The following is a 25895-nucleotide window of genomic DNA, read 5'->3' as shown; positions in this document are numbered from 1 at the left end:
CGTAGTGCACCCGCGAAGCAACATCTCAATGGACCGGTCGTGGAATGCCGGCAAATTTTAGGGGCTGAAGGCTGCCAGCGAAGCTGCGCCGAAGAAGAAGGGGTCAATAATTCGAAACGGATTAACCGACATCTGTCGGCCAGCGCATGGTAGCTGCCAAATATCGCAGACCTGCAGCATGTCGCGCGCCACAGTCGCGCGGCAATTCAAGTGAAATCATGGAAGCTCGTTGAACGCTTTATGAGTCGAGATCCGGGCACCCGCCGCAAACGGATGAGCGGAGGGATAGCGTTGCTTGCTGCGCTATCTAGGAACCTCACGAGAGCCTTTGGTCTTCAGAAGTGTACCATCGTTTGTCAGCAACTCCAGATGCACGATGACAAGCTCCGGCCGCGTCATTGACATCCGGTGAGATAGCTACTCTTAAACGTTGCCAGAAAACGAACTGGGGCGGATCCTGCATTTTCGAGGTACTGACCCATCGCGACAGAGATGCCGCTATCACCCCTCGACTTTGATGGGGAGTTCAACTGCTGTGCCGATACGATCCCGAAGGCGTCATAACTGGCTCCTCAGGCGCGTTAAAAACTGAAGTCGTGAGCAGGATAGCGGCGGCGAGAAGCCAGTAGTACTGGGCATCTAGCTGAGCGAATTTAAAGGCAAACGGAACGATAGCAAATACAACGCCAACTGCACGATCGACCCAAAGGTGCAGCCAATAAGGAATGATGCGGACCAACCCGGTGGGATGGTCGGTCATGGCGGCCAAGAGCAGCGCGACGACACCGACAACAACCGAAAGCCACATTGCGAACGGTCCGCTTTGGCCGAGCTTCAGCACGAACGGCGCCGCGATTAGGACTAACGCGACGGGATAATCTATCAGATAGGCGTGGAAAGTTTTGGTGATGAAGCGAAATGACATCGACGACTCCTGCGCGATTGCTGGGGCCGGACCTTGCGACGCGGAGATTGCGTCCATCCAAGAGGACGATGGGGCCTCCGCATGGCGGCGGGCACTGTGCACAACGCCGCGAGTCCGGTTAGACGCACCGAAAGGTAAGCCGAAACGCCAAACACTAGAAATGGCGGATTGTTATCGTTTCCATTCCATTCGCGCCTCGCTATGGGCTAGCGAAATGGCAACTGGTCTTGCTCGCCCTTGCTCGTGTCGAAAGTACCAGCTGATGCGCTTATCCGGTCTCCAGGAGCAGGACGACCTTGGCAGGATTGAGTGTCGGGTTGAATAGAAAGGAATTATCGTACCTGGATCGGGGATTTTGGATGTTCGCACGTAAGCGAGCGAGCAGGTTCCACGAGTGGCTGGTTCAGGCAAGCAGCACAAGCCCGCAGCGCTCTCGACGCTATGGAGGCGGCTCGACCTTATCGATTGTTTCGCGATCGCTCTAAGCTTTTAGCATTTAGGAGGCTCAACGTTCCGCGGCGCTCCGAGCGGGTCCTTCCGAGCCAGCTGCGGCTGAGTCAAACAGCGGCGCTTGAGACGAGTGGTGCGGCGGCGTAGCGCCGATCGTAACGCACGGTCGGCGTACGCATTCCGACGATCCCCTCGCCAACTGTTGGATGCACCGCCATGACCGACATAAAGTCTTTTATGGTTGCTCCGCTGCCTATGGCGATCGCGAGCACCTGGATCAACTCGCTGGCCTCGTGAGCGAAGATATGGATCCCGAGGATCCGGTCAGACTCGCTATCCACGACGACCTTCAGAAGAGAGGCCTCGCAATCCCCCGTTACGGCCGCCTTCAGCGGGCGGAAGCGGACCTTGTAGACGTCGACTGCGAGGTACTGAGCTCTGGCTTCCAGCTCCGTCATACCAACAGCGCCGATCTCCGGGCTGGAGAAGACCGCGGTTGGTATATTGGAGTAGTCGACCTGCCAGGCCTTTTTGCCGAACACCGTGTCGGCGAACGCTTGGCCTTCGCGGATCGCGACGGGCGTTAAGTTGAATTGGTTCGACACGTCGCCCACAGCGTAGATATTCTCGATGTTCGTGCGCGAGTTAGCGTCTACGATGATTCCGCCGTCTGGCGCAGTCTTGACCCTGGCGCGGTCGAGTCCGAGCGAATTCGTGTTCGGAGCGCGCCCGAAGGCGAGCAGTACCTGGTCGGCCACCAGCCTCCCGCCCTGTTCGGTCGTAACGTCAATCCTTCCCGCGTCGTCGCCATCGCCGACGTCCCCGTCACGTCTCTTCAGGCGGCAGATGCTGTCGCAAAACATCAGCTTAATGCCACGATTCGTGTAGGACCCGGCCATCGCTTGGCGCACATCCTCGTCAAAGCCGCGCAGGACATTGCTTCCGCGGCAGACGACGGTGACGTCGCTTCCCAACGCTGCGAACAGACCGGCGAACTCCATTGCAATATATCCGGCGCCCCCAATGACCAGCTTCCGGGGGAATGTCTTCATGTCGAAGACGTCATCCGAGGTGATACCGAGCTCAATTCCCTCGAAGGGAGGCAGTGCGGGGCGTGCGCCTGTTGCAATCAAGATCGTGCGCGCCCGCACGCGACGGCCGTCCTGGAGGAGGCGCACCGTATGCGCGTCGTCGAGCACAGCGCGAGACCTCACGACCTCGACGCCTGCACGTTCTTGGCCGGCGCCGTACAGCCCTTCCAAACGTGCAATCTCGCGGTCCTTCGCCGCCACGAGCGACGGCCAGTCGAAGCGAGGAACCGGTAAGTGCCAACCGAATTCTGTAGCCTCGTCGAATGTGCCGCGGAAGCGGCCGGCGTAGACAAACAGCTTCTTCGGCACGCAGCCGCGGATAACGCACGTCCCTCCCAGCCGGTACTCCTCGGCGAGCATCACCTTCGCGCCATACCCGGCTGCAACGCGCGCGGCCCGTACGCCTCCTGAACCGCCGCCGATGACGAACAGGTCGACGTCGAATTCCGGGTCGCGGGGAGGCTCTGAAGCGTCGGCCGCCGGCCTCGACCCGTCTCGTGGACCCTGCAATCCATTTGTATTACTCAAGTCAGGTATCCAGTCCATTCTGTGAGGCCGGTCGAGATGCGTGCGCTGATCGCACGCGCGTTAGCAAATGTCCTGTTAGACGGCTGCTCTGAGCCGAATGGCCCTGAGTTCTACCGCACGCGCTGTTACTTCGGACTCGCGGCGTCGCATTTTGGATTCAGTATCGGCGTCGAGCAGATCTTACGCCATCCGATTGGGCAGACAGAGGCCCGGCAAGCGCGGTCCGACGGCCAACGTGTGTGGCCACAGGGCTTCTGCTTTGTCCAGCCGATCCGGTCACCCGAATTTAGCGAGCTGGCGTTGCTCTCAAGCCCTTCTAGTCACCTCGAACAGGAACCACGTACGACGTTCCGCCTCGTCGATCCAGTTCTCGATCAGGCTAGCTGAAGCTGCATCGCCATGTTCGTCGCAGATATTACGTGTCTGCCGCAGGCGCTGGCTGAGCGCGAGGTTGTCTTCTTTTAGCTCGGCTAGCATGCCATCAGGTGCGACGAAATCGGCGTCGTTGTCCTTGATATGTTTCACCCTGGCGATGTGGCCGATCGAGCGAATTGTTGTGCCCCCGATCTTGCGGGCGCGTTCTGCGATGTCGTCCGTCATCGCGAAAATCTGCGCCGCCTGCTCATCAAGAAGAAGGTGGTAGTCCCTGAAGTGCGGACCTGAAATGTGCCAATGGAAGTTCTTGGTCTTGACGTAAAGCGCGAACACATCTGCCAGAAGCACGGAGAGGGCGGCAGAAATATCTGTGGTGGCATTGGAGCCGAGATTGCTCGGAGTGTGGAGTGGTGCCTCACGGCGCTTTCTCGTGTCCTCTAAACTCATTGTGGTCTCTCCTTCAAGGTGCTGCTGTGTTGTTGTTCGTCGGGGATGGCTCTGAATAAGAAAGCTTCGCGAGTAGAGACTGCCCAGTTGCAGACGGCGCTTTGACGTTGGCCCGATGTGGTCGGTTCCGCCCCAATGACTATCTACGTCTGCCTACGTCGGCCTGCACCGGAGCTCCTCAAGACTGTTTGAGATCCTGGACCAGCATCGCCGCGGCATGGCGCGCGAGTGCCTGGGTTGGGGCGTTGGTATTGCCGCTAGTGATGTTCGGCATGATCGAGGCGTCGATTACCCGGAGGCCGTCGACCCCTCGGACCCTGAGCCTCGCGTCAACCACTGCTCGCGCATCCTGCCCCATCCGGCACGTGCCAACCGGGTGAAACATCGTCGTCACTGCACCCTTCACCCATTCGCCGATCTCTGCATCGGATTGGATGTGCGGGCCGGGATCGATCTCCTCCTCGATCACCGGCGCCAACGACTCCTGCGCCATAACCTCGCGGATCGCGCGTACCGATTCCACTGCGGCCCTCAGGTCTTCCTCCTCGCCCATAAAGTTCGGATTGATGAGGGGCATCGACGTCGGGTGGCTGTCGGCCAACCGCACCCAGCCACGGCTCTTGGGCTGAAGCACCACGAGTTCGAAAGTGATGCCGGAACGGTCTCCCGTCGGGCTGACGCCGCCAGTTGCGACGATGGGCACGTGATAGCATTGGATCGTAGGTTCGGCAGTAAAGTCCGACGGATTCCAGTGGGAAACCGTCTCGATGCCATTGCCCGCCGCCGGGCCATCCTTAGTGACGAAATAGCGCAGGCCCGCCTTCACGCTGCCGAGGCCATGTGCGGCCGCTTGGTAACCCAGATCGCCCTTTACATAGGCGCGGACCGGCACGATCGCATGGTCCTGGAGATTTTCGCCCACCTCCGGAGAATCGACGATAACGGCGACGCCGTGCTGGCGAAGCTGCTCCGGTGGCCCGATGCCCGAGTGCATGAGGATCTTCGGGCTATGGACCGAACCGGCCGACAGCACAACCTCGCTGGCCATGATTATCTCGTCATCCATGAGCTCGACGCCGACGACTCGATTGTTCTCGACGAGGACGCGAACAACGGTCTTGCCGGTCAGAAGAGTGACGCGGCCCGAAGCGAGGTGCCGACGGAGATAAGCGTCGACTGCGCTGCACCGCCGCTGGTGCCCGACCGTTGATTGCACCGGAGAGACGCCGATCTGGCTCTCGCCGTTATAGTCGGGGTTATAGGGAAGCCCATATTCCTGGAAGGCTTTGAGGCAGTATTGGTTCAGCTCGTTGATGCCCTTGGGCTGCTGGATCGACAGACCACCATTGACGCCGTGATATTTGTCGTGGAACGTGTCGTTGTGTTCCTGCGCCATGAAGACGGGAAGCAGATCTTCGTACGACCATTTGCCGGTATCGCCGACCGCGGCCTGCCACGCGGCGAAGTCGCGCTTCTGGCCTCGGACATAGGCCATCGCGTTGATCGAGGAACCACCGCCGAGCACCTTGCCTGAGCGATATGCTCGCTTGGTGCCGTGCTGGGGCACTGTCTCGTATTTCCAGACATGTCGATCTTGGGCCAATATTTTGGCAAAGCCGGCAGGAATATGGATGAACGGATCGCGATCCGTGTCGCCTGCTTCGATCAGCGCGATCGAAACATCGGTGCGTTCGGCAAGATAGCTCGCGACCACACATCCGGCCGCCCCTGCACCAACAACGACGATATCGAAGGCTTCTTGAGACATCAGCGTCTTCTCTCTCTCTGCGCCAATCTGTATCGTTCAACGCCCCTAGCCGGCGGCGCGCCATCGTAGTGCCTGATGCTGAGATTGATGGGACCTTGCGAGTCCGACAGTGACCTTACATTGTGGGCGAGGGAAATCACCTCTCGCCATGAAGTCGATAGACGATCGTTATTGCCGCGCGCCGCATACATGATGCCGTAGCCAGGAAAGATGCGAGCCTTATCGGACGAAAGACCGACGCTTCTATTCTGCAGCGAATTATAAGCCGCCTTCAGTTGGCAAACCCGCCTTGAATGGCGTCGCGGCATGCTCGACTGAAGCTGCGAGTTCGTGCGGTCAGCCCCGAGAGATGTTCACAGATGGTGCACGAGAACGGCAAGGAGCGCGTGACACTTTGGGCATCATGATGCGCGTGAATACCTTCCCGCATTCGCACGATCTAACGAAGTCTTAGAGACAGATCGGTCATCTTGACGCCGACGCATTCGAAGATCACTTGGAGACGAGCAAACTTTTGAGCGAGAAACTCCCGCTCACTGCTTTGGCACTGAACGGAGCATTCACTAACTCGATGACCCGCGATCTCATCAAGAAGAGGTGGGTACCGACTGCGTTCACAGATGCACGACCAACTTACAGCGCTGAAGCTGTTCGCTCGCGCAGCTCGCGTGGGGAGCTTTTCGGGGGCAGGTCGTGAACTCGATTTCTCTCAGCCCTCCGCATCACGCCTTATTGCCGACCTTGGAGGTCGAAGTCGGGGCGACTCTCTCTTTAGCCGAACACCCAGGCGATCACGCTGGCCGACGCTGGAGCAATCTACTTAATGCGCGTAGAGGCGATCCTGGCCGAGCTTGAGAGACCGACCACGAGGCTCGCGGCACCGGAGAACTGCGAGGAGTGTTTCGCATCGGAACCTCGTCGAGTTAGGTCACTCCTAGGTTGTCGAAGCGAAGGCCGGGCTGGGGATCGTCGCCTCAAGCCTCATCGGTGCGGAGGCCGAGTTGGAAAGTGGGGCGCTCGTTCGTATTCTCGCCGAAGGCTGCCTCCGCATCTGACGAATGATATCGGTCGGAGAAAATCAACACTCCGATGCACTAAGAGTCGCCTTCATCATAAGCAGTGGACATTATTGACGCTAGTTGATCCTTGCGCGCCGCGTCGATGGCATCAAATCCATAACCAAAGTTCATTGGTTCATCGAGTTTCGTCGCAATAGCTTCGTTCGTATGCAAAGAATGCGGAAGATGACGGCCCACCGCACACACGAGTGGGTGGAGGATAAGGACAATCGTTCCGACATACCAGGCGGGGGAACGGCGGGCCGGCGACAACCAGATCCGCCGACCGCGTCCTATCAGACCCGCCGGGGGCAAGCTGAGAAACTCACATTGCCCCCAAATGAGATGTCGAACAGCCTCATCGCCGCAACATTGCCGGAACGACTATGACCAATGGAATCCCAATGACTAACGCCGTCATCGACTGTATCTTGAGCCGAAGCGCGGCCAAGTATTACGATCCCGCCGCCACTTTGAGCGACGAAGAAATCCGTGAGCTGGTGCGGATCGGCACCACTGCGCCGACATCCTTCCATTTGCAGAATTGGCGCTTCATCGCTGTGCGCACGCCGGAAGCCAAAGCGCGACTGAGTCCGATCGCTTGGAGTCAACCGGCGATCACCGAGGCGGCCGTTACCTTCATCGTCTGCGGCCAACTGGCCGACTCCGGCGTAATACCTGATCGTCTGGCACCTCTGGTGAAAGCCGGCATCATGCCTGCGGAGATGGTGCCAGAATGGGAGATCCCCGCACGCGATCTGTACATGGAGTACCCGCAGCGCCAGCGCGACGAAGCAGTACGCACCGGCACCTTCGGCGCGGCGGCGATGATCTATGCGGCCCGTTCGCTTGGGCTGGGTTCGACGCCGATGATCGGTTTCGACGCTGAGGCAGTGCACCGCGAGTTCGGGCTGAGTAAGGACGAAGTACCGGTCATGCTGTTGTCCGTCGGGCCGGAGCGCCCGGGAAATTGGCCGCAGAAGCCGCGCCGCCCGGTGAGCGACGTGCTGGAACTCGTGTGATATGAATTTCGGAGACTAGTGCCAAGAACTGCAGTTCTAAAGCCGGAACAGGTACCTGCCGATTGCAAACAGACCCTCGACGCGTTTGCCAAGACCATCGGGTTCACCCCAAACATGATGGCGACCTTCGCGCAAAGCCCGATCGCGTTTAACGCCTGGGCTACCTGCTCGGGGCCTTGAGCAAGGCGCTCGACCTGAAGACACGGGACGGCATCGGCCTCGCGGTCTCTGAAGTGAACGGCTGCAACTACTGCCTAGCCGTTCATAGCTTTACGGCTGCTCGGGACGCAGTATCTTAACGTTGTGGAGATAGTCATTCCAGTTCTCTCTATTGGGAAGCGTCTCGAAAATCACTGAAAACATGTCGTATCGCGCTCCTTCAGTGCCGCCGCGTAATCGATCTCGATGTCGAGTGCCCCGGCCATGAACGCACTCGCAATTCTAGCTGTCCTAAGCTGTACGCTCGCGACCACACCCTGACGACCGCGCCCACCGCGATCGCGTTATTGATGAAGAGTCCACCGCAAAGCGATGTTTCGATACTCGCGTCAACTTTTGGCGATTATCGAGAGTTCCGCTCGGGTTACTCGTCGAGAAGGAAGAGCTGCTCCGACACGGTCCTCGACACCAGCGCCGGCGCACGTCTTGCAGACGATCTATGGCAGACGTCACCACGCCCGCCGGCCTCCACAGCGTGCCGGCCCATGGCTGAAGACGCCAATGCGGACTGGAAATCCAATTTCGCTTCGTCGTAAGAAGCAGATGTTTCTACTCGTACCACACCTTTGACTTCTCGCACGCTGCATCGATGGCATCGATTCCATATCTACAGGTCATTGGACCACCGAGTTTCACATCGTATGTTCGATCCTCTGCGAAAATATTGATCATGATGACATACCACACTCGAAGAGGTGGACGATGAAAGCGATTATAGTGTCCGACCAGGCCGCGGGAACGACCGGAATGAAGCTGGGAGAGCGGTCCGAGCCGCAGGCCGCGATAAACGACGTTATCGTTGAGGTTCATGCGTCAGGATTCGTTGGGACTGAGCTGGCGTGGCCCTCGACCTGGACTGATCGCAGCGACCGCGACCGGACGCCGTCGGTCCCCGGGCACGAGTTGGCCGGAGTGGTCACCGCCGTCGGCTATGGCACGACAGGGCTGTCGCTCGGGCAGCGAGTGTTCGGCCTCGCCGACTGGTACCGCGATGGTACCTTGGCGGAGTACGTCGCGGTCGAGGCACGCAATCTCGCGCCGCTGCCGGGCGACGTGGACTTCACGGTTGGCGCGAGCTTGCCGATCTCGGGCCTGACTGCATGGCAGGGACTGTTCGATCACGGTCGCCTCAGGGCGGGCCAGAGCGTCCTCGCGCACGGCGCCGCCGGCGCAGTCGGTTCGATGGTGACCCAGCTCGCACGCGAGGCCGGTGCCTACGTCATCGGAACCGGACGCGCCGCGGATCGTCAGAAAGCGCTCGACTTCGGCGCGCAAGAGTTCGTCGAACTCGAGAACGACGCCTTGGAAGACGTCGGCGACGTCGATCTGGTATTCGATCTTATTGGCGGCGACATCGGAAAGCGGTCCGCGCGGCTGGTTAGAGCCGGAGGGACGCTGGTGTCCATTGTCGGGCCGAGCGAGACACGGCCCGCCAACGTCTTGACAATCGACTTTGTTGTCGAGTCCGATCGCGCCCAACTAAGTGAGATCGTCCAGCGGGTGCGAGACGGACGGCTGCGGACGAACATCGGTATCGTCTCGCCGCTCCACGACGCTGTGGCCGCCTTTAATCAGACCGAGCGGATCACCGGGAAGAAAATCATCCGCGTTCGTCCGTGAACGGCACGCGCGTATCGATGCACGAGCCGACCGGCATTGCCCAGTTCAGGCTGCCTTCTTCGATGAAGTGAAAGCACGTGGGCCGTTCGGCTGCGCTGCGCGGATTGGCTTTCTTGCGTCGGTCGAACGGATCGGGCCGAGATCGCGTGCCCCTGAGCTTATAGCGCCGACGGATTGAGAAACGACATTCGCGAACCGGAACGGGACGTTGATAGTGGGAGTCGGAAGATTGTCTCGTCGAAAGCGACCAATAGTTTCCGCGCGAACCGATCAATGCGCACGGTCTTAGACAGAGCAAGTCAACCAGCCAATGCCATGACAGGCTCTCGCGGATTACTGTGCGCTCATTGTCGATCGCAGAAATGAAATGTGGTATGGTGTTACGTCAAGCCGTCCGGGGTGCAGCTGCGGCCCTTAGTGGCTGCGCTGCGATCTGGAAAGGAGCGATTGTAGAGCTGAAAATCCGTCCTCACCTCCCTGGAGTCTACCGCGGCCAATCGGGGATCCAAGAACATGCTCCGACTTACATACTGTCGGTAACCACCGACATTAGTCTTGATGGGATGCCGCCCAGTCAAATGGCGGTCCTCCAGCCGTTTTGAACGGAATTCACCGCTTGATCAGTCCGGTAGTCCAGAAAGGCGCTATCGACAACTACTTGATCACCAGCCAACCGCCAACTGCGCAAGCGTTGTAAGCAACGTCCCGATGAAGCGAACAGCTCGGTGTCGGGCAAGGCGCCGCCGCGCAGGATGTAGGCGCTAGCCATCTCGGCCGACCTACGCCGCCTTCTTCTTTGATTGAGGACATATAAACCGTATCGATCGTAGTCTCGACGGCTACGATCTATTCAGCAACGATCGGCGTAACGTACCTATTTTGGGCAAATCTGCAAGGGGATGCCGCGTTAGAACCGAATCGGTCGACACCTAATAGCCCGCGTGTCGAGGTCGGCCACCAATACAGTGCCGACTTCGATCGCGCGGAGAACTGAAGTCGTCAGCAAGATCGCAGCCGCGAGAATCCAGCAGTACAAGACGTAAGGCCCACCAAAATGGACGGCGGACGGGGCAGTGATGGAAATCGCGTCCAATGCGCTATCCACCCACAGATGCAGCCAGGAACGAATGATCCGGACGAGCCCCGTCGCGTGGTCCACGAAAGCCGGCGGCAGCAGCGCCGTGGCGCGGGTCACCGCGGAAAGCCAGAGCGCGACAGGACTGTTCTTGCCAAAGTTCAACCGGAACGGCGCGACCATCAAGACGATGGCTACAGGATAGTCGATTAGGTATCTGTGGGTAGACTTTGTGACGTTGCAAAAGGGCATAAGGCAAACTCCTGCATGCTGGGCGGCTCGATCGAGTTATTGGGACATCGAGAGTAGAGGCGGCGCCCCCAGACCAGCCGTTGTGATTGGGCGACCCGTGCTGCCACCAAGTATCGATGAGGTGCATGAGGACAGTATTCTTGTCCGCGCGCCGTTAGAAATGCAGTATCGTTATCGTTTTCATTCTCTCCGGCGGTGGTTCGTCTACAGCTTTCAGACGCAAACGGTCTGCGGGCACTGGCAGATGGACGGCCGCGGTGATCTCCATTGCGTCGCGCGTACGGGTGTAGATCGCCACCGGCGCCATACAGACATGCGCTGCGGCATGAACTCGCTGGCCTTACTGGTGCAGGAAGCCTTCAGGCGAGACCCGCACGGCGGCGATCTCTATGTGTTCCGAGGTAAGAGCGGCAAGCTGGTCAAGATCCTCCGGTACCGAGCGGACACACCAGTCCAGCTAGCTCGTTTCTCGCGAGTAGTCACCGCCTCTCGACTGAGTGAGGTTGCGGGACTTTCCGTGCTTCCCGATCTTCGCTCCGAATTATCCGAGGATCTCGTGAGCGATCGGCTCGGAGCCGTGACTCAAACAGGGAGCTTGCGGCTTGTGCGTCGGGCCTGCGAATGTTGTCGTTGTTTGAGGCAGGTGCAGATGCGTTGCGCATTGTGTCCAGCACACCCGTCCAATCGCGAGCACGGGCAATTTTGATGAAGGCGTCAAGCGCTGGCGAATACCGCCTCCCCGCCACTGCCAAGAGCTGCACCTCGCGCCGGACGGGATCGCCCTCAATCGGAATAGCGACGAGCGATGGCAGCCTGGGAGCGTGCTCTGGGGCTAGGATGGCTCCAAAACCGGCGGATGCCATTTGCTGAAGATGCTTTTCCTGATCGCTGCTGTGCACAAGTTTTGGACCTTGATGGTCGACAAGACAAGCTTGCACGAATCTACTTGCGACATCGCATCCTACCCTTTCGAGAAGAATCAACTCGTGCAAGTCGTGTAGCGGGATGACGGATTTCCTCGCCATTACATGTTCCCGAGGGAGAACGAGCATGTACCGCTCTTCGAACAGCGGCCAGCGATCGATACGCTCAGGCAGCTCCACAGCGTCGCCGACGAGTGCCGAATTGATTTCGCCATCCAAGAGCATCGTAACGAGCCCGTTGGCATCGGCTTCGCGCAGATCGAAACGTAGGTCAGGGATGGTCGTGGTGAGCTCCCAGAGCAATTCCGTGATGAGTGCGGCCGAGATTGATGGCGACAGTCCTATTTTGAGCCTGGCGATTGTCTTTTTTTGATAGCTTCGCGCCTGAAGCCGTACGGCCTCCGCGGCGGCAAATACTTGCTCGAGCGTGGGCAAAACCATCTTGCCCAACTCGGTGAGTTGGGTGAAACGACGTTCACGGTGAATCAACGCTCCGCCGAGCTCTTCCTCCAGCTTGTGAACCGCCTTTGTCAGTGCCGGCTGAGTCACATTGCATTGCTTTGCCGCTTGCGTAAAATTGAGCGTCCTTGCGAGGGCCAAGAAGTATCGCACCTGATGAAACTGCAGATGCATGCTCACACCCGAGAGATTTGCCATGGTCCGGACCATTTCAGCTCGTTGCCATGGGAAGCAGGGGCGATGGCAAAATGATTGGTCGTGGAGTTTCTGACGAAATGGGAATTATGCATCGGCCCGGAGTTCTCGATATCCGCCTTGCGAAAAGTTCTCTCGCCAACGCTCTTTCCTGCTAACGCCGCGGACGATGACATCAGCTCAATTCGAGGGTCCGGCAAAAACCTTGGATCATGAACCTTGCATTGCCTCGATCCGATCTCGATGTGCTGACGGCGACCTTGGATGTCGACGTCATGGGCACAGCGTTTAGTACCCCTCACGGTCACATCGGCCCCGGTGGGCAATGCAGTTGGCGCAGGGAATATGGTTCGCATCCTGGTTATCCGTGACGCTGCTGTCCTGATGTCTCGCGAGAGATAGAGCAGATTGCGCGTGACGGTAAGCTCGGTTCTTGTTGCGGCGTTCTCATTCTTGCGGATTTATCGAGTGAGTAGTTCCGCTTCGTCTCTGGCCTGCCCGGCAGCTCCGTGGTCTCGATCACCTATCAATCTAAGTTGGCTTAAAAGTCAGCCGCGGCCCACAAGTGAGAATAATTACACAGGTCGCCCTTGGTTAGTTGATTGGTAGCTGCCTTTTTTGGATTAGCAACTAAAGCGCGCTTGCCACCCCGGGGTCGCCATCTGTCATTGCATCAAGGCGACTCAACGGGCGAACTCAATAACTAGTGCAGCTCTGTCACGTGAGCGACGGGCACGTGCTTGAAATCGCAAAAGCCAAAAGACACCAAGAGTCGCACCGTCGATAGACATTCGCTCCGCTGTTGGCTCGCTGTAGGATATTCGATTCACGCGGCTCAATTTGACTGCGCGGGCAACGTGAATCGAAAAGTTGCTCCCCGAGGTTCGGCGGCCGTGGCCCACAGTCGTCCCCCGTGCGCTTCGATGATGGTGCGGCAGATCGACAGACCCATCCCCAAGCCTCCGGGCTTGGTCGTATTGAAGGCGTCAAAGACGCGCTCAAGATCCGCTGAGCTCAGGCCTGGACCTGAATCCCGCACCTCGACAAGAACGCCATCCGGCTCGCTCTTATCGGTGGTAATCACCAATTCTCGCGCCCCCTCACAGATCGAGCTCAAGGCTTCGATCGCGTTGATGATCAGGTTCATAATCACTTGTTGCACCTGGACCCGATCTCCTTGAATGAGCGGCAAGCCGTCCACGAGGTGTGACTGCACCACAATGCCATTCTTCTCGACTTCGCCACGGGTCAGGGCGATGACCTCGAGGATTGCTCCGTTGATGTCCACTTCTTCTTTCCGGAGAGGTGCTTTTTTGAAAAGCGCGCGCATCCGGCCGACGACCTCGCTGACGCGATTGCCGTTTGCAAAGATCCGGTTGAGAGCCTGACGAGCTTTCTCCAGATCTGCCGGTTCTTTGCTTAGCCAGTGCAACGCCGCTGAGGCATTGTTGAGCGTCGCGCCGATCGGCTGGTTGACTTCATGAGCAATCGAAGCAGAGAGCTGCCCCATTGTTGCGACTCGATTCGCGTGCACGAGCTCCACCTGCACCTCGCTGTAGCGCCGCTCGCTTTCGCGAATTTCCTCCTCTGCCCGCTTGCGCTGCGTTAAGTCTACCACGAAGGCAACGCCCTGGTCGTGTCGCCCGCCGAACGTCGCTGCCCCGACCAGCACCGGCACGCGGCTGCCGTTTTTCAGGAAGTACTCCTTCTCATAGGGTTGCACGGTTCCGGTCGCCTCCAGCTCGGCCACGCGTCGGTCGTCGGCATCGCGCCATTCGGTAGGCGTCAGATCCCGCCAGCGCAGTCGACCGGAGACGAGATCGTCGCGGTCGTATCCGACGATGCGAAGAAAAGCTTCGTTGGCATCGATGATCCGATCGTCGCGATCCCAGACGAAGATGCCGATGATGTTGGCATCCACTAGCCGTCGGATCCTGGCCTCCCGTTCGGCTAGCTCGCGGTACAGGCTGGCATTCTCTATTGAGATAGCCGCCTGGGAAGCGAGCAGTGTGAGGACCACCATTCGAGCAGGAGTAAACACGTCAGTCGCAAAGTTGTTCTCCAAGTACAGCATTCCAATCAACCTGGTCTGCTTAAGTATCGGAAGACAGAGCACTGACCGCGAGCGATGGTCGCGAATATAGGCATCCGCTGAAAACGAGCTCGGACTGGATGCATCGTGCAGGAGGACGCTTTCTTTTGCCCGAAGGACGTAGTGAAACACAGACTCCGGTAGATCAGCGGCCGTGACGCGTGCCTGTTTCAGGACCACGTTCACGTTGTCACCGCTGGTCGTGGCTTCTGCTTCAATTTGATATTTGTCGTCTCGCGAAAGTATCAAGAGACCTCGATCGGCGCCCGCGTGTTCGATTGCCGAACTCATCAGCGTGTTGATTAACTTCTCGAAGACGATCTCGCCTGACACTGCTTCCGACACTCTGAGTACGGTAGTCAAATCGAGCTGCTCGATAGGTGTCACTATCGTCGCCGCGGAATCCGGGATCGACTTGTCCACCTTGAGCTGCGGATAAAGCTCCTCAAGTTGGCGGACCTTTCCGTCGGCTCCCCAGCGCAGGTAGCAGGTGCGCGCGGCCCGCAAATAGGTCGCGGCGATCTTCTCGTAACCGCGCTCTGCGTAGAAGCGCCCGGCAATCTCGTTGGCAATTGCCTGGTTGTGCACGAATCCGTGTTTGTGAGCCTCGTGGATGGCCTTGTCGTACAGCTCCTGAGCGTTCTGCACCCGGCCCTCAAGGCGGGCGATTTCGGCGCCGACCAACGTGGCGCGATCTTCGAAGGTTTCGGGGTTGGCCTCCGTCCACATTTGGAGCTCCCGGTAGTGGTCCAGCACAGAATCGAAATGCCTCGGTTTCTCCTCCGGTGTGGCGCGATCACAGACCGCCGCATGCGCCAGCGCGCCATAGAGTCGATACTCCGCTGACTCGAACATTGCCGCCGACGTCCAAAGCAGCGGTTCGGCGTGTAGCGAGGCGTCAACCGCCGACGCAAGGTCTCCGGCGAAAAAGTGCGCCTGCAGCTTTCGCGTCCAGTAATAGAACTCGGCGAGCACCAAGTCGGGGCTCTTGGCTAAGCGGCGTTCGGTATCGATTTCACTGTATCCCTCGTGATCCAGGCATCCGAAAGTTGCGGTCAGCCCGCGTAAGGTGAGGATCAAACCGAGTTGTGCTTCGCAGCGCTCGATGGCCAGGCCGAAGCGCGCCCGCCTAGCGGATGCCAGGCCGTTCTCGCATTCCTTTTGCACTTCGGCGAGTGGATCCCCGGCGGCGAGGCAAACCGTGACAGTGAGCAACTCGCACTCGGCTGTCAGATACTCGATCGAGAAGATGAGCTGGTGATTGCGTTTCCAAGTCTCTTCTTCAAGAAGGGCTCTGCCGGCTCTGAGATACTTGAGCGCCGACTCGTATGCTGTCGAGAGCTTCGCGCGCCGGCCGGCGATCAGATTAAGTTCCGCGACGCGCTCGCGATCCTCGACTAAGGCGATGAGATGGGAGCCTCGGTTGAGTTGATTGACGATCTCAAATATCGCCTCCTCACGTTTTTCAGCGGGCGTGTGCTCGGCGAGGAGCATTCCGATGCGCAGGTGAGCCTCGGCACGCAGCTCCTCCGGAATTAGCGAGTAGGCGGCTTCCTGCACGCGGTCGTGCAGGAAACGGTAGGAATTGTCCGCACGGAAGATGAGGCCCGATCGCACGGCTTCCCAGAGATGGTCGTGGATGTGCTCGATTGAGCCCTGATACCCAATCCGCAGCATCTCGAACTCTGCACTGTTGCCCATGCAGGCGAGCTGCTGGAGTACCTTCTGGGTTTCTGGCGGAAGGCGCTTCAACTTCTCGACCATCAGCTCTACAACATTGTCCGTGAAGCCTTTGTCACGAATGCGAAGCAGGTCCCATACCCAACGGCGCTCGCGATAATCGAATTTCAGTAGGCGATCGTCCGCCAGAGTGGAAATGAACTGGATTGCGAAGAACGGGTTGCCCGAGGTCTTTTCGTGGATCAAGTCTGCCAGTGGGGCCCCGCGCTCCAGTTGGCAGTGAAGGGAGTCCACAATCAGTTTGCCTAGATCGTCGCGACTGAGTGGTGTGAGAACGATGTCCTGCACTGCCGCTCCGGCCTGACGGATCGCTTCCAGCTTACGCACGAGCGGGTGGGTGGCATTGACCTCGTTGTCCCGGTACGCACCAATGAGCAGCAAGTGCTGCAAATCGTTGCGGGTCAACAGGTCTTCGAGGAGGTCGAGTGTGGCGACATCTAGCCATTGCATGTCATCGAGGAAGAGCGCGAGCGGGTGTTCGGGTCGCGCAAATACGCCGATGAACCGTCGAAATACGATCTGAAAACGTCTCTGCGCTTCCTGCGGCGGCAATTCGGGCACTGGCGGCTGTTCGCCAATGACATGCCGCAATTCCGGGACCAGATCGACGAGAAGCAGTCCGTTGGGACCCAGCGCCTCACGAAGTGCGTCCTGCCATTTGCGCAGGTCTTCCTCGTTCTGGCTGAGGAGCCGCCGGACGAGGCTCTGAAACGCCTGGGCCAACGAGGCATGCGGAATGTCGCGCTTGTACTGGTCGGACTTGCCTGATGCAAACAAGCCGCGTGGCGGCACGAGTGGTTTATGTAGCTCATTGACGACTGCGGATTTGCCGATGCCGGAATATCCGGAGACCAGCACCAGTTCTATACGGCCACCGCCTACGATGCGGTCGAAGGCGGTCAGCAGAGCGTCAATCTCGCGGTCCCTCCCGTACAGCTTCTCGGGGATCAAAAGGCGATCTGGGGTGTCGTGAGCGCCAGGAGTGAAGTCATCGATCCACCCCTGGGACTCCCATTGGGACAGGCAGCGCCGAAGATCGCTCTCAACTCCCGCCGCTGTCTGATACCTCTCCTCCGCCGTCTTGGAGAGCAACTTCATCGTGATCGCGGACACCGAGGCCGGTACGGTTCCTACGCGCTCGCTGGGTGCGGCTGGTTGTTTCGCGATGTGACAGTGCACCCATTCCATCGGGTCGGAGGCCGTGAATGGAAGACTCCCGGTCAGCATCTCGTAAAAGGTCACTCCAAGCGAGTAAAGGTCGCTCCGAGAATCGACCGAACGGTTCATTCGTCCCGTCTGCTCGGGTGCCATGTAGGCGAGCGTTCCCGCGATGAACTCTGGAGGTTCGGGCGACTGGCGCTCGCGCGTAAGTTTGGAGGCAATCCCGAATCCCGTGAGCCACGCGTTGCCGGTGTCGTCGACGAGAACATTCGCAGGCTTGATATCCTTATGTATAAAGCCCTGCTGATGGACTTGACCGAGTGTTCTTGCCAACCCAATAGCGGTGCGAAGGAAACGAGTCAGGTCGAGGGGTTGCCCCTGGTCACGCTCAAGAATCCGATCCAGCGGCTGACCGCCAGGGTCCTTGAGTAAGAGGATCATCCGCCCTTCGTGACGAGCAATGGCCAGAGGCTTGGCAGCCCACGCGGGATCGAGTTCGGCTCCGAGCGAGTATTCGTGCATGAGCCGCCTGATGCTCTGAGGCGACGGCTGTTCGAAGAGTGCGATCGCTAGGACCGGCGAGGGGGCGTCGTGCTTTCGGCCGCGGTAAAGGGTAAAGTCCGCGCTTTCCCGCAGGGGCGCCAGCACGTACCCCGAGAGCCCCGGGATAGGTGACATTCTTGTTGCCACAGCATCACCACTTCAGCAAGCTGCCTAACCTTCACGTAGCGCTATCATAGCGCTACCCGGCTCTCGCGCGCATGCGTCATCAGGCGGTCTTCGTCGTATGCGTACGATGCGCAATACGCCGGATCAACAGATATCGCTGACAGATCCGGATGCCCGTTCGATGGCCACCAGCGGACGCGGATCGGGTGTCGTCGGCTAAAATGTCCAGGTCGCGGTGGACACCGCGACATTAACTGATTGTTACGCACGAGGTCATAAACGTCGGCCGACAACGGCCGCCCGCCGGTCCTATCCGTTTGCACACAACCAAGACCCGGAACGGACATATCGGGATCACCGCTTCCAGAGATGGAAAAAAGGCGCCTAGTGCCATGCGGGAGATCGTAAATCAGACGCCGGCCGCCGCCTTCATTTCACCCGCGAGTTCATCGTAGCAGACCGTCCACGCCTCACGAACGGCGGGCGTGAGATCCTCTCCAAGCGCCTGTTCGAGGGTCCAGAGCAACGCTTCCCGCACCGCGTCGTAGTCGGCGAGCTTAACCCCGTACTCGACATGGCGGACGGCAAGGTCATGGATCGCGGGCGAAAGTTGATCCAGCGCGGGTAGATTGTAGACGACCATAGCGAGCATGGTCATTAGCTTGACGCCCTGAATACGCATGTTGTTTCTGAATAGCGACCGGAAATTCGGATTGGTGGCGAATAGCCGCTCGTAGAACAACGCCGCGGCGACCTCAGGCATCGCCGCCAGCCGGGCGAAGGTGGTCTGAACAAGCTCCTGCTGCACAGCATCCACGATGTCATTTCCTTTGCGTGCGGGCGCGGCTCACTCGGCTGCGCGCGACACATGATAGCAATCGGATGCGACACCTCAGGCGCATAGAAACGTCGTGCAACCCGACGCATCTCATTGGCGCGCGATTTCCGTCGGTCATTCACACGGAAGCAGTTGCGACGTCGTCTCATTTAGCGCCAGTCAACGTCTCATCTAGCGCCAAGCGGGAGATCGCCCCGCGCATTCACGATGTGTCCTTTCCTGTCGTGCGCTGGCCATTCACTCGTCCTTGCGATGCCGCACGCAGCATGGTGGGCGGGCTACCGAACTCGCTTGCGAACGTGCGATAAAACGTCGCCATACTGTTGAACCCCCAGCCAAAAGCTATATCGATCACCGATCGGCCGGTTCCCGTCGCGTCGGCGATGGCGTCGCGGCACCGGAGCAGTCGCTCGCGCGAAACGTATCGGGCGAAACTGACATTGTTTGCCTCGAACAGGCGATGCAACTGGCGCGCCGAGATGCCGAGTGCGGCCGCGGCGCTGGCGGCGGTCAGGGAAGGATCGGCGAGATGCAGGTCGACGTAACGCTTGGCGGCCGCGAGCCGCGCCGATTGTAGCGAATCCCGCCCCCGATTGATGCCATCGTTGGAGATGTTACAGCTCAGTGCCACGAGACCACAGAGATTGCGCAGCACGGCTTCACCGTGTTCGTTGGAGAGCAGCGGGGCTTGCGCCTTCACCGCATCAATAGCTGCGCCGAGCAGCGAGCCGAGCGGCGAGGCACCGGCCAACCGAAACGGGCGTTCCAGTCGGCCTCCGGTTATAATCGGCGAGAGTGCAGCCCACGGGATGATCAGCATGTCGAACGACTCTGGGCCTTTCCATTCCGCGTTGAATTGCCATTCGGTCGAGCTTATGCAGAAATCACCGGGCTCATGAATGAGGTCGACTGGCGTGCTGCGCGCCGCGGCCCTCCAGATGACCGGCGCGCGAAATCGGCGGACGAAGAACGCTTCAATCTTGTCCCTGGCAACGTCGGCCGCCGTCCGTTGGACCCTCTCAAGTCCCGAACTTATCTCCAGCAGCGCAAATTCGCCTGCAATCGATCCACTCGCTTCCGCGCGAAAGGAAGCGGGATCCGGAATCTCGCCCGGCGTGATGCTATGGGCCTGCTTCGCGAAATAGTCGCACCAGAACCTCACGCGGTCGCGCGGCGCAATATGGTCCGTGGAAAAATGGACTTGCATGATCATCCCGTGGGCCGATCAAATGCTTTGGAACCTAACTTAGACCGGTTACATGGGCAAAGCGAGGGTGCCAGACTTTGGGGCTGCCAATTTTTAAGGGCGGATGTGGAGAGTTCCTTTGCGTCTCGGTTCCAGCAGGCGAGCTGATCACCGCACCCGCCTCTCCGCGGCCTTAACTGAACAACGACCGAATGGCGATCGGCGCAAAATGAGACATCATGCGGCGCACGGTGAGACGACGGTAGTGACCTGCGAGACTATGCTTACTCAAATTCAAGCGTAAGGCCGAATAGGTCCTATGAACAAGGTGGGTACACAAAGGAGGTTGAAAATGGCAACCAACGCAACAAGCACGATGATTTTGGATGGCGACTTCGACAAAATCGACTTCCGAGGAGAAATCGTCGACGGGCACCTCGTCACAGAAGGAATTCTTGCAGACCAAGCGGCAATGGATTCTATCCCGGTAGGGATATACGTTCTCGAAAAGGATGCCACTGTCGTCAAGTGCAACAAAGCTGCAATCGCGGGTTGGGGACGCACGCCGTCTCTGGGAGCCTCGGAGAAGTATTGCGGGTCACACCTTCTGCGTTACCCTTCAGGACAAGTGATGCCGCACGAACTTGCACCACCATCCGTGGTGATCAACAACGGCGCCACCGTTCGCAACGCCGACGTGATTTGCGAGCATCCCAACGGCAATCGTCTCCTGGCGCTCGTTAATGTCTTTCCGATTCGTGACAACGACGACGAAGTGATCGGAGCCGTCAACATTTTCCGTCACAATACCAGCAAGACTGTCCCTGGCTTACTCTCCGAGTCTGCAAATAATTCCGATTCCGAGATCGGTGAGGGGGAGGAGCAGTGAGGCTCCCTTCGCCGCTTCGGGTTCCGTAGCTCTTCATAGGGACCTTCTCGGCATGTGGCGTACCAGAAGCTCAATGCTTGTCCGCCGCACCCGGCTGACCGCGTTTTCGGGCCCTGGAAATTAGAAGGTACGCTAACTAGGCGCGCGGTGCTTTTGCGCGCGCCATACTTTTGCGATGGAGCTAGCTGTGCGATCGAACGAGCGACGTGAACGAGAGCGTGAGTTGCGTGCCGCTGGGCGGCTGCCCCCGGGACAGTCGCTTACGCTCGAGTGGCCGGTGAAGCATGTGGGCCCGGTGCCGGTCTTTCGTCCCAGGACGTGGGATTTTCGAGTGTTCGGCCTGGTGGAGGAGCAACTGCGGCTTTCGTGGGAGGAACTTTCCAATCTGCCGCAGAGCGAAGTATTTGCGGACATGCACTGCGTAGTGCACTGGAGTCGGTTCGACAACCATTGGGAAGGATTGCTCGCCACAGAATTAATGAAGCGAGTGAAGCTGCGGCCAGAGGCGCGGCATGTGATGGTCCATGGCGAGAATAACCACACGGCAAACCTGCCAATCTCGGATTTTCTGCGCCCGACGACGATCTTCGCCCTGCGGCATAACGGCGAACTCCTTACGGCCGAGCATGGCTACCCGTTGCGCCTCGTGGTGCCAAACCTCTATGCGTATAAGAGCGTGAAGTGGGTACGCGGGATCGAGTTTTTAGATCGCGAATCGCCGGGCTTATGGGAATTTAACGGATATCACATCTACGGCGACCCATTCAAAGAGCAACGATCTTCGAGCTGAAACTCGGGACCGAACCTGGCCGGGGCGCCGGCAGCTGATTTCGCGGTCATGATGGGTTTTCATCCGATTTTGCGCGCTGCAGAGCCGATTGGACGCATCCGAGCAGAACCTCTTCGTCGATGGGCTTGGTCAGATAGCCAACGACGCCCTGACCCAGAACTCGAGTTCGCGCGCTGTCATCGGGGTAAGCCGTGATCAGAATTGTTGGTATGTCATAGCCAGATCCTACCAAGCGGCTATGCAATTCAGGCCCAGTCATGCGCGGCATGTGGACATCAACGATCAAACAGGAGGTATGGCGGACGTTAGGAGACGCCAAGAAATCCATTGCGGATGCAAAGGCCTCAGTCGTGAAGCCAACTGCCTGCATGAGACCCGCTAACGCCTCGCGAGATTGCTCATCATCATCGATGATCGAAATCTGAATCTCGCTAGACATATCCCCGCCTTCAATGCTGGGGATGCGGACCGCCGCATTTCGCGTTCCGTATCTCAAGAAGGGCACCGCGCGGCTATCCAAGCATCGTACTATAACGACAAGCGTTTGGACCCGCGATTATATTGTGGACGGGCGATGCCAGACCTCGGAATAATCGATGTTATACTTTAGAATGAGTGATCCAGAACTTCTGAATAGGTCAACCCGATTTGGGCCACTTCCGAACGCGTGCGCTGATGCCAGGTCATTGCGCTCGACGCGGCAGGGGGACGCGCTTCCGGCACCCGATCAAAAGCATCAGTTGGTTTGCGCCTAAACAATTTTCGCTGATGGAGCCACCACAAAGCGATTAAGACCGTGGCGACTTTATACCAAGCGTCTCCGCTATTCTGACAAGCTCGGCTAGAGATTGCGCACCCATCTTCTGCATCACATGGCCGCGGTGCGCCTTCACAGTGATCTCAGCTACGCCTAGCTGGAAAGCGATCTGCTTGTTCTTTAAGCCAGAGGTCACGAGAGCCAGCACCTCTCGCTCGCGCGGGCTTAAACGTTCGAGACGCGATTTCAGGTCCGTAAGCCGCTGCTCGACCTTTCGCCGCGTCCGATCGCGCTCCAGCGCGATCGTCACCGCATCCAGCATGTCCTGATCGCGGAACGGCTTCGTCAGAAAATCGACAGCGCCTGCCTTCATTGCCTTAACCGACATCGGAATGTCGCCGTGGCCGGTCATGAAGATGATGGGAATGGAAGCGTTCATTTTCGACAGCTCGGTTTGGAAGTCGAGACCGCCCAGGCCCGGCAATCTAACGTCAAGTACAAGGCAGCTCACCACGTCGGGTAATAATTCGCCTTCGAGCAGCTCCGCGGCCGACCCAAACAACTTGACCTTGAAGCCGACCGAGTTGAACAGATCTCCGAGTGAGTCGCGGAAGTCCCTGTCATCGTCAACGACGGCTATAGTTGGCTCCTCGGCTACTGCACGCTTTTGAATAGAATGCTGCGCCACGAGATACTCTCCCAACTTCGTGTAAAAATATCACCGCCACGAAGGCCGTTCAACACATGAGAGGGGTTCCAGCGTGGAACGCCATGGTTCGTGGGCCACGAGAAGTTCGCCAGTTTGATGTCCTCACCTCCATGCTGTAGGCGGCCCGATGAAATGTCAGCTCACCTTCACGCTCCATTAGCAGCGACAGATTTACGGAACCCGGGATCACTCTGTGGCGTTTGGGCGGGGCCGTCCCTTTGCGCCGCTTCAGCTTTCGATCGCTTTGCTGAGCTCCCACGGCGGGATTTCTGCGTTCTGTTCGCCACGAGTCTTCCGGCTCTTAGCCGGTTGCTGGTGGGCTATGGGGGAGCATCGAGTACGGCAGGTCTCCGATTTGCGGCGTGTTAACCGGTTCGGCGGATTAAGACCGAAATGATCCGTTTAGGTGCGATGCCGTGCTCACCGTTACGTCGCGCGAACGGATGCTGCTAGGCCATCACTCGTAGATGCAGGTCTTCTTCCGGCTCATGCGCTGCGTTCCTAAGGCGCCGAAAGCCCGACCGCCTCAACGCAATGAGAGGCCGAGATGCCTCCACTTTCCGAATAGCAAACTTGGTCGCGACGTCGCAGGTCATTCATATGTCAAAGGAGGAGCCACGCTTCGGCGGTAATCCGCGGGGGCAATTCCCGTCGCCTTCCGGAACGCCGTGGCAAACGCGCTACGACTGCTGAAGCCTACCGCCCGACCGATTTCCGTCATCGAGCCCGCTCGTTTTGAGAGCAGCAACTTGGCGTGCTCAACACGATGCATAGTTTGGTACCGATGTGGCGGCATTCCGACAGATTGCTTGAATACCCTGCAGAAATGATATGGGCTCAGACGAACGAGCTGCGCCAACGTGCCAATCGGTATCCGCTCATCGAGATGTTCCTGGATATAGGCGCTGACGAGTCGTTGCTGCCACGGTGCAAGGCCGCCTTGGAGTTGAGGTTGAATGCTGGGCATCCCGCAAGTGAAACGCACGATTTCATGTATGAGCAGAGTACCGAGACTCCCGAAGTACATCGGGTCTCCTGCGCGGCTCTCGACGAACGTCTTCAGCTTGAGCGCGGTGTGCCAGAGCGTTTCGTCTTCAAATAGTATACGTGGAGCGTTCGGTAGGTCGGTGATGCCACGCTTAGAAAGAGCGTTCAGGTTCTCAGGTTCGAAGTAGAAGTACATGAGCCGCATCTGCGACCCGCGCAGCTCGTGCCAATCGTGAAATTCGCGGCCAGCCGGCACGAATGTCAGTTTCCGCTCGAGGTTTCGGAGCGCAGATCGGGGCAGACCTTCCACGAATGTCTCTCCTTCACTGCGCTCTCCCTTCTCGTACATCACGAGCATATGGACTGGAGCCCGAAAATGATTCTGGATTCTACCTCGTCCGGTGAATCGCAAGGATTCGGCCGTCATGCCATGCCCATTTACCTTGAAGCGTGCCACAGTGTCGGAAGGAGAGATTTCAACGACAGGATGGATCACGTCCGCCACGAGGTGACCATCTGATTGGCGAATTGTATCAAAAATGGAGCAGTCATGGTCGCCTTCAAAGTTTCGGGACGGGGTTATCGGGAGCAACGCTTGCGATCTTGAAAGCTGTTGCAGATCGTCAGGGCCACGCGGCGAACGGCGTAGCGTCGTCGAATTCTTCCGGAAACGGACTTGGTGGAGTTCGGCTCCTAGTTTGGAGGTCGGAAGTAGTAGCGAGCCTTCTGGCATGGCTTCTCCTCTTCGCTCAAAGTGGGTTCGTGCTGTCAACTGACCGTCATTTGCTAGACACATGGGGTCGACCTGCGGGTGCCCATTCAGGACTCTTTCATCCATTCCATTGTCGCGGTGTTTCTGCCTGGGCACTAGGCCGAGCGCCGGCTTTCTTCGCCCGAATCCGCGACGAATGGGTCGAGGTGAGCATGCCGTGTGATACCTTGGTCCTCAATTGCACTCGCATTTGCGCGTCTGACAGGAAGGGCCAAACGGGGATAAACTTTCGGGGAGCCGAGCTGCGACTTTCGTATATCCAGGCTTCGACTTAATTCACGCGGAGCTTCACATGGCCAACTCGGAGTCCTGAACCGTCGTGCGCGCCCCCGAGTTGGTTGGATGTCCCTCAGGATCGCGCGCATGCTACGGAGAAACACAAGACCAGAAATACCGGGCGGCGGGTCCTAACCTGGAACGACTGTTCTTCAAGCGCCTATTGTTTGGCCTGGAACCAATTTTGGTGCAGCTCTAGTTTGCCGCGCCGGCTAGTCAGGCCTGTAGCAAATCAACAATTCCGTACGCCCTACTTGGAGGCAAACTATGCAGTCGCCGAGCAAACTCGTCAGACACGGCAAATTAATCATTCGGAGTTGGTAGATCATCGCGTCCGCCCGAGCTTGCGACTTTGTGGCGAGTGCAATCGAAATGCGTCCCTAATCTTCGCGGTCACAACATCATAGGCCACTATGCGCGTGCGAGATGGTTCTCACGAGTCCGGTCACGGGTTTGATTTTGAAGATGCGTGGCCGATTCTCGAAGGATGCACTGGTACCGCGATGGCCGTTTATAAAAGTACCCTTGATAGCGGTCCCGTGGCCCGCATTTTCTATCCCACCGGCCCCTGAGACCCGCGAAACCGATTGCTACGCGGACACCCCTAACTCCCTCCGTACTG

At 58.5% G+C, this 25895-nt stretch carries 18 protein-coding genes and 3 pseudogenes; 8 read left to right on the top strand and 13 right to left on the bottom strand.

What is annotated here, in order from left to right; genetic code table 11:
• Window positions 1-526: 526 nt before the first annotated feature.
• The 4 genes from MTR72_RS05790 to MTR72_RS05775 form a co-directional block, all read right to left on the bottom strand.
• Window positions 527-925 carry an SPW repeat domain-containing protein gene (locus MTR72_RS05790; protein ID WP_341510201.1) on the bottom strand — a complete coding sequence of 133 codons (399 nt, stop codon included), beginning with the start codon at window positions 923-925 and terminating at the stop codon, window positions 527-529.
• 557 nt (window positions 926-1482) lie between these two features.
• Window positions 1483-2898, bottom strand: coding sequence for a glutathione-disulfide reductase (gene gorA / locus MTR72_RS05785; RefSeq protein ID WP_341510232.1), 1416 nt, complete (start codon window positions 2896-2898; stop codon window positions 1483-1485).
• Between the two features lie 402 nt (window positions 2899-3300).
• Entirely contained in the window at window positions 3301-3816 is a 516-nt protein-coding gene (locus MTR72_RS05780; protein ID WP_341510200.1) for a Dps family protein, read from the bottom strand.
• A 178-nt stretch (window positions 3817-3994) separates the two neighbouring features.
• Entirely contained in the window at window positions 3995-5584 is a 1590-nt protein-coding gene (locus tag MTR72_RS05775; RefSeq protein ID WP_341510199.1) for a GMC family oxidoreductase, read from the bottom strand.
• 620 nt (window positions 5585-6204) lie between these two features.
• On the opposite strand from MTR72_RS05775, the gene MTR72_RS40315 reads away from it, so the two are divergent.
• The 4 genes and pseudogenes from MTR72_RS40315 (at window position 6205) to MTR72_RS05760 (ending at window position 9503) form a co-directional block, all read left to right on the top strand.
• The gene (locus tag MTR72_RS40315) at window positions 6205-6408 is read left to right on the top strand and encodes a helix-turn-helix domain-containing protein (RefSeq protein ID WP_445819554.1); all 204 of its coding nucleotides are present in this window, start codon (window positions 6205-6207) and stop codon (window positions 6406-6408) included.
• Between the two features lie 638 nt (window positions 6409-7046).
• Window positions 7047-7664 carry a nitroreductase family protein gene (locus tag MTR72_RS05770; RefSeq protein ID WP_208758068.1) on the top strand — a complete coding sequence of 206 codons (618 nt, stop codon included), beginning with the start codon at window positions 7047-7049 and terminating at the stop codon, window positions 7662-7664.
• 18 nt (window positions 7665-7682) lie between these two features.
• Window positions 7683-7942: pseudogene (locus MTR72_RS05765) on the top strand (carboxymuconolactone decarboxylase family protein); the annotation flags it as partial.
• Between the two features lie 643 nt (window positions 7943-8585).
• A complete protein-coding gene (locus tag MTR72_RS05760; RefSeq protein WP_341510198.1) occupies window positions 8586-9503 on the top strand; it encodes an NADP-dependent oxidoreductase in 918 nt (305 codons plus the stop codon).
• Between the two features lie 574 nt (window positions 9504-10077).
• Here MTR72_RS05760 and MTR72_RS05755 read toward each other — a convergent pair.
• Together MTR72_RS05755 and MTR72_RS05750 are read right to left on the bottom strand one after the other, a co-directional pair.
• Window positions 10078-10272, bottom strand: a complete 195-nt coding sequence (locus MTR72_RS05755) for a hypothetical protein (RefSeq protein ID WP_341510197.1) — start codon at window positions 10270-10272, stop codon at window positions 10078-10080.
• A gap of 138 nt (window positions 10273-10410) precedes the next feature.
• Window positions 10411-10761, bottom strand: a complete 351-nt coding sequence (locus MTR72_RS05750; RefSeq protein WP_341510196.1) for a hypothetical protein — start codon at window positions 10759-10761, stop codon at window positions 10411-10413.
• Window positions 10762-10990: 229 nt separating this feature from the next.
• Between MTR72_RS05750 and tnpB the strand changes: the two are divergent.
• A pseudogene (gene tnpB, locus MTR72_RS40310) lies at window positions 10991-11257 on the top strand (IS66 family insertion sequence element accessory protein TnpB); the annotation flags it as partial.
• 52 nt (window positions 11258-11309) lie between these two features.
• Here tnpB and MTR72_RS05745 read toward each other — a convergent pair.
• The gene (locus MTR72_RS05745; RefSeq protein ID WP_341510195.1) at window positions 11310-12422 is read right to left on the bottom strand and encodes a LysR family transcriptional regulator; all 1113 of its coding nucleotides are present in this window, start codon (window positions 12420-12422) and stop codon (window positions 11310-11312) included.
• An 820-nt stretch (window positions 12423-13242) separates the two neighbouring features.
• Complete coding sequence (locus MTR72_RS05740) at window positions 13243-17922, bottom strand: trifunctional serine/threonine-protein kinase/ATP-binding protein/sensor histidine kinase (RefSeq protein WP_341510194.1); 4680 nt, start codon at window positions 17920-17922, stop codon at window positions 13243-13245.
• A 283-nt stretch (window positions 17923-18205) separates the two neighbouring features.
• Here MTR72_RS05740 and MTR72_RS40305 point away from each other — a divergent pair.
• Window positions 18206-18365: pseudogene (locus tag MTR72_RS40305) on the top strand (IS5/IS1182 family transposase); the annotation flags it as partial.
• A 113-nt stretch (window positions 18366-18478) separates the two neighbouring features.
• Here MTR72_RS40305 and MTR72_RS05735 read toward each other — a convergent pair.
• Together MTR72_RS05735 and MTR72_RS05730 are read right to left on the bottom strand one after the other, a co-directional pair.
• Window positions 18479-18886: a globin domain-containing protein gene (locus MTR72_RS05735; protein WP_341510193.1), complete on the bottom strand. Its 408-nt coding sequence runs from the start codon at window positions 18884-18886 to the stop codon at window positions 18479-18481.
• A 223-nt stretch (window positions 18887-19109) separates the two neighbouring features.
• Window positions 19110-19727, bottom strand: a complete 618-nt coding sequence (locus MTR72_RS05730; RefSeq protein WP_341510192.1) for a helix-turn-helix domain-containing protein — start codon at window positions 19725-19727, stop codon at window positions 19110-19112.
• Window positions 19728-20445: 718 nt separating this feature from the next.
• Here MTR72_RS05730 and MTR72_RS05725 point away from each other — a divergent pair.
• The gene (locus MTR72_RS05725; RefSeq protein ID WP_341510191.1) at window positions 20446-20982 is read left to right on the top strand and encodes a PAS domain-containing protein; all 537 of its coding nucleotides are present in this window, start codon (window positions 20446-20448) and stop codon (window positions 20980-20982) included.
• Window positions 20983-21157: 175 nt separating this feature from the next.
• Complete coding sequence (locus tag MTR72_RS05720; protein ID WP_341510190.1) at window positions 21158-21772, top strand: sulfite oxidase-like oxidoreductase; 615 nt, start codon at window positions 21158-21160, stop codon at window positions 21770-21772.
• A 46-nt stretch (window positions 21773-21818) separates the two neighbouring features.
• Here MTR72_RS05720 and MTR72_RS05715 read toward each other — a convergent pair whose 3' ends face one another.
• From MTR72_RS05715 to MTR72_RS05705, 3 genes are all read right to left on the bottom strand, one after another.
• The gene (locus tag MTR72_RS05715) at window positions 21819-22211 is read right to left on the bottom strand and encodes a response regulator transcription factor (protein WP_183260094.1); all 393 of its coding nucleotides are present in this window, start codon (window positions 22209-22211) and stop codon (window positions 21819-21821) included.
• A 349-nt stretch (window positions 22212-22560) separates the two neighbouring features.
• Window positions 22561-23217: a response regulator transcription factor gene (locus MTR72_RS05710; RefSeq protein WP_128956813.1), complete on the bottom strand. Its 657-nt coding sequence runs from the start codon at window positions 23215-23217 to the stop codon at window positions 22561-22563.
• A gap of 613 nt (window positions 23218-23830) precedes the next feature.
• Entirely contained in the window at window positions 23831-24958 is a 1128-nt protein-coding gene (locus MTR72_RS05705; RefSeq protein WP_341510189.1) for an AraC family transcriptional regulator, read from the bottom strand.
• Window positions 24959-25895: the final 937 nt, after the last annotated feature.

It is taken from the genome of Bradyrhizobium sp. ISRA442 (assembly GCF_038085055.1).
Lineage (GTDB): Bacteria > Pseudomonadota > Alphaproteobacteria > Rhizobiales > Xanthobacteraceae > Bradyrhizobium.
Note: the sequence above shows the minus strand (reverse complement) of the source record. Positions and strands in the feature narration are given on the sequence as shown.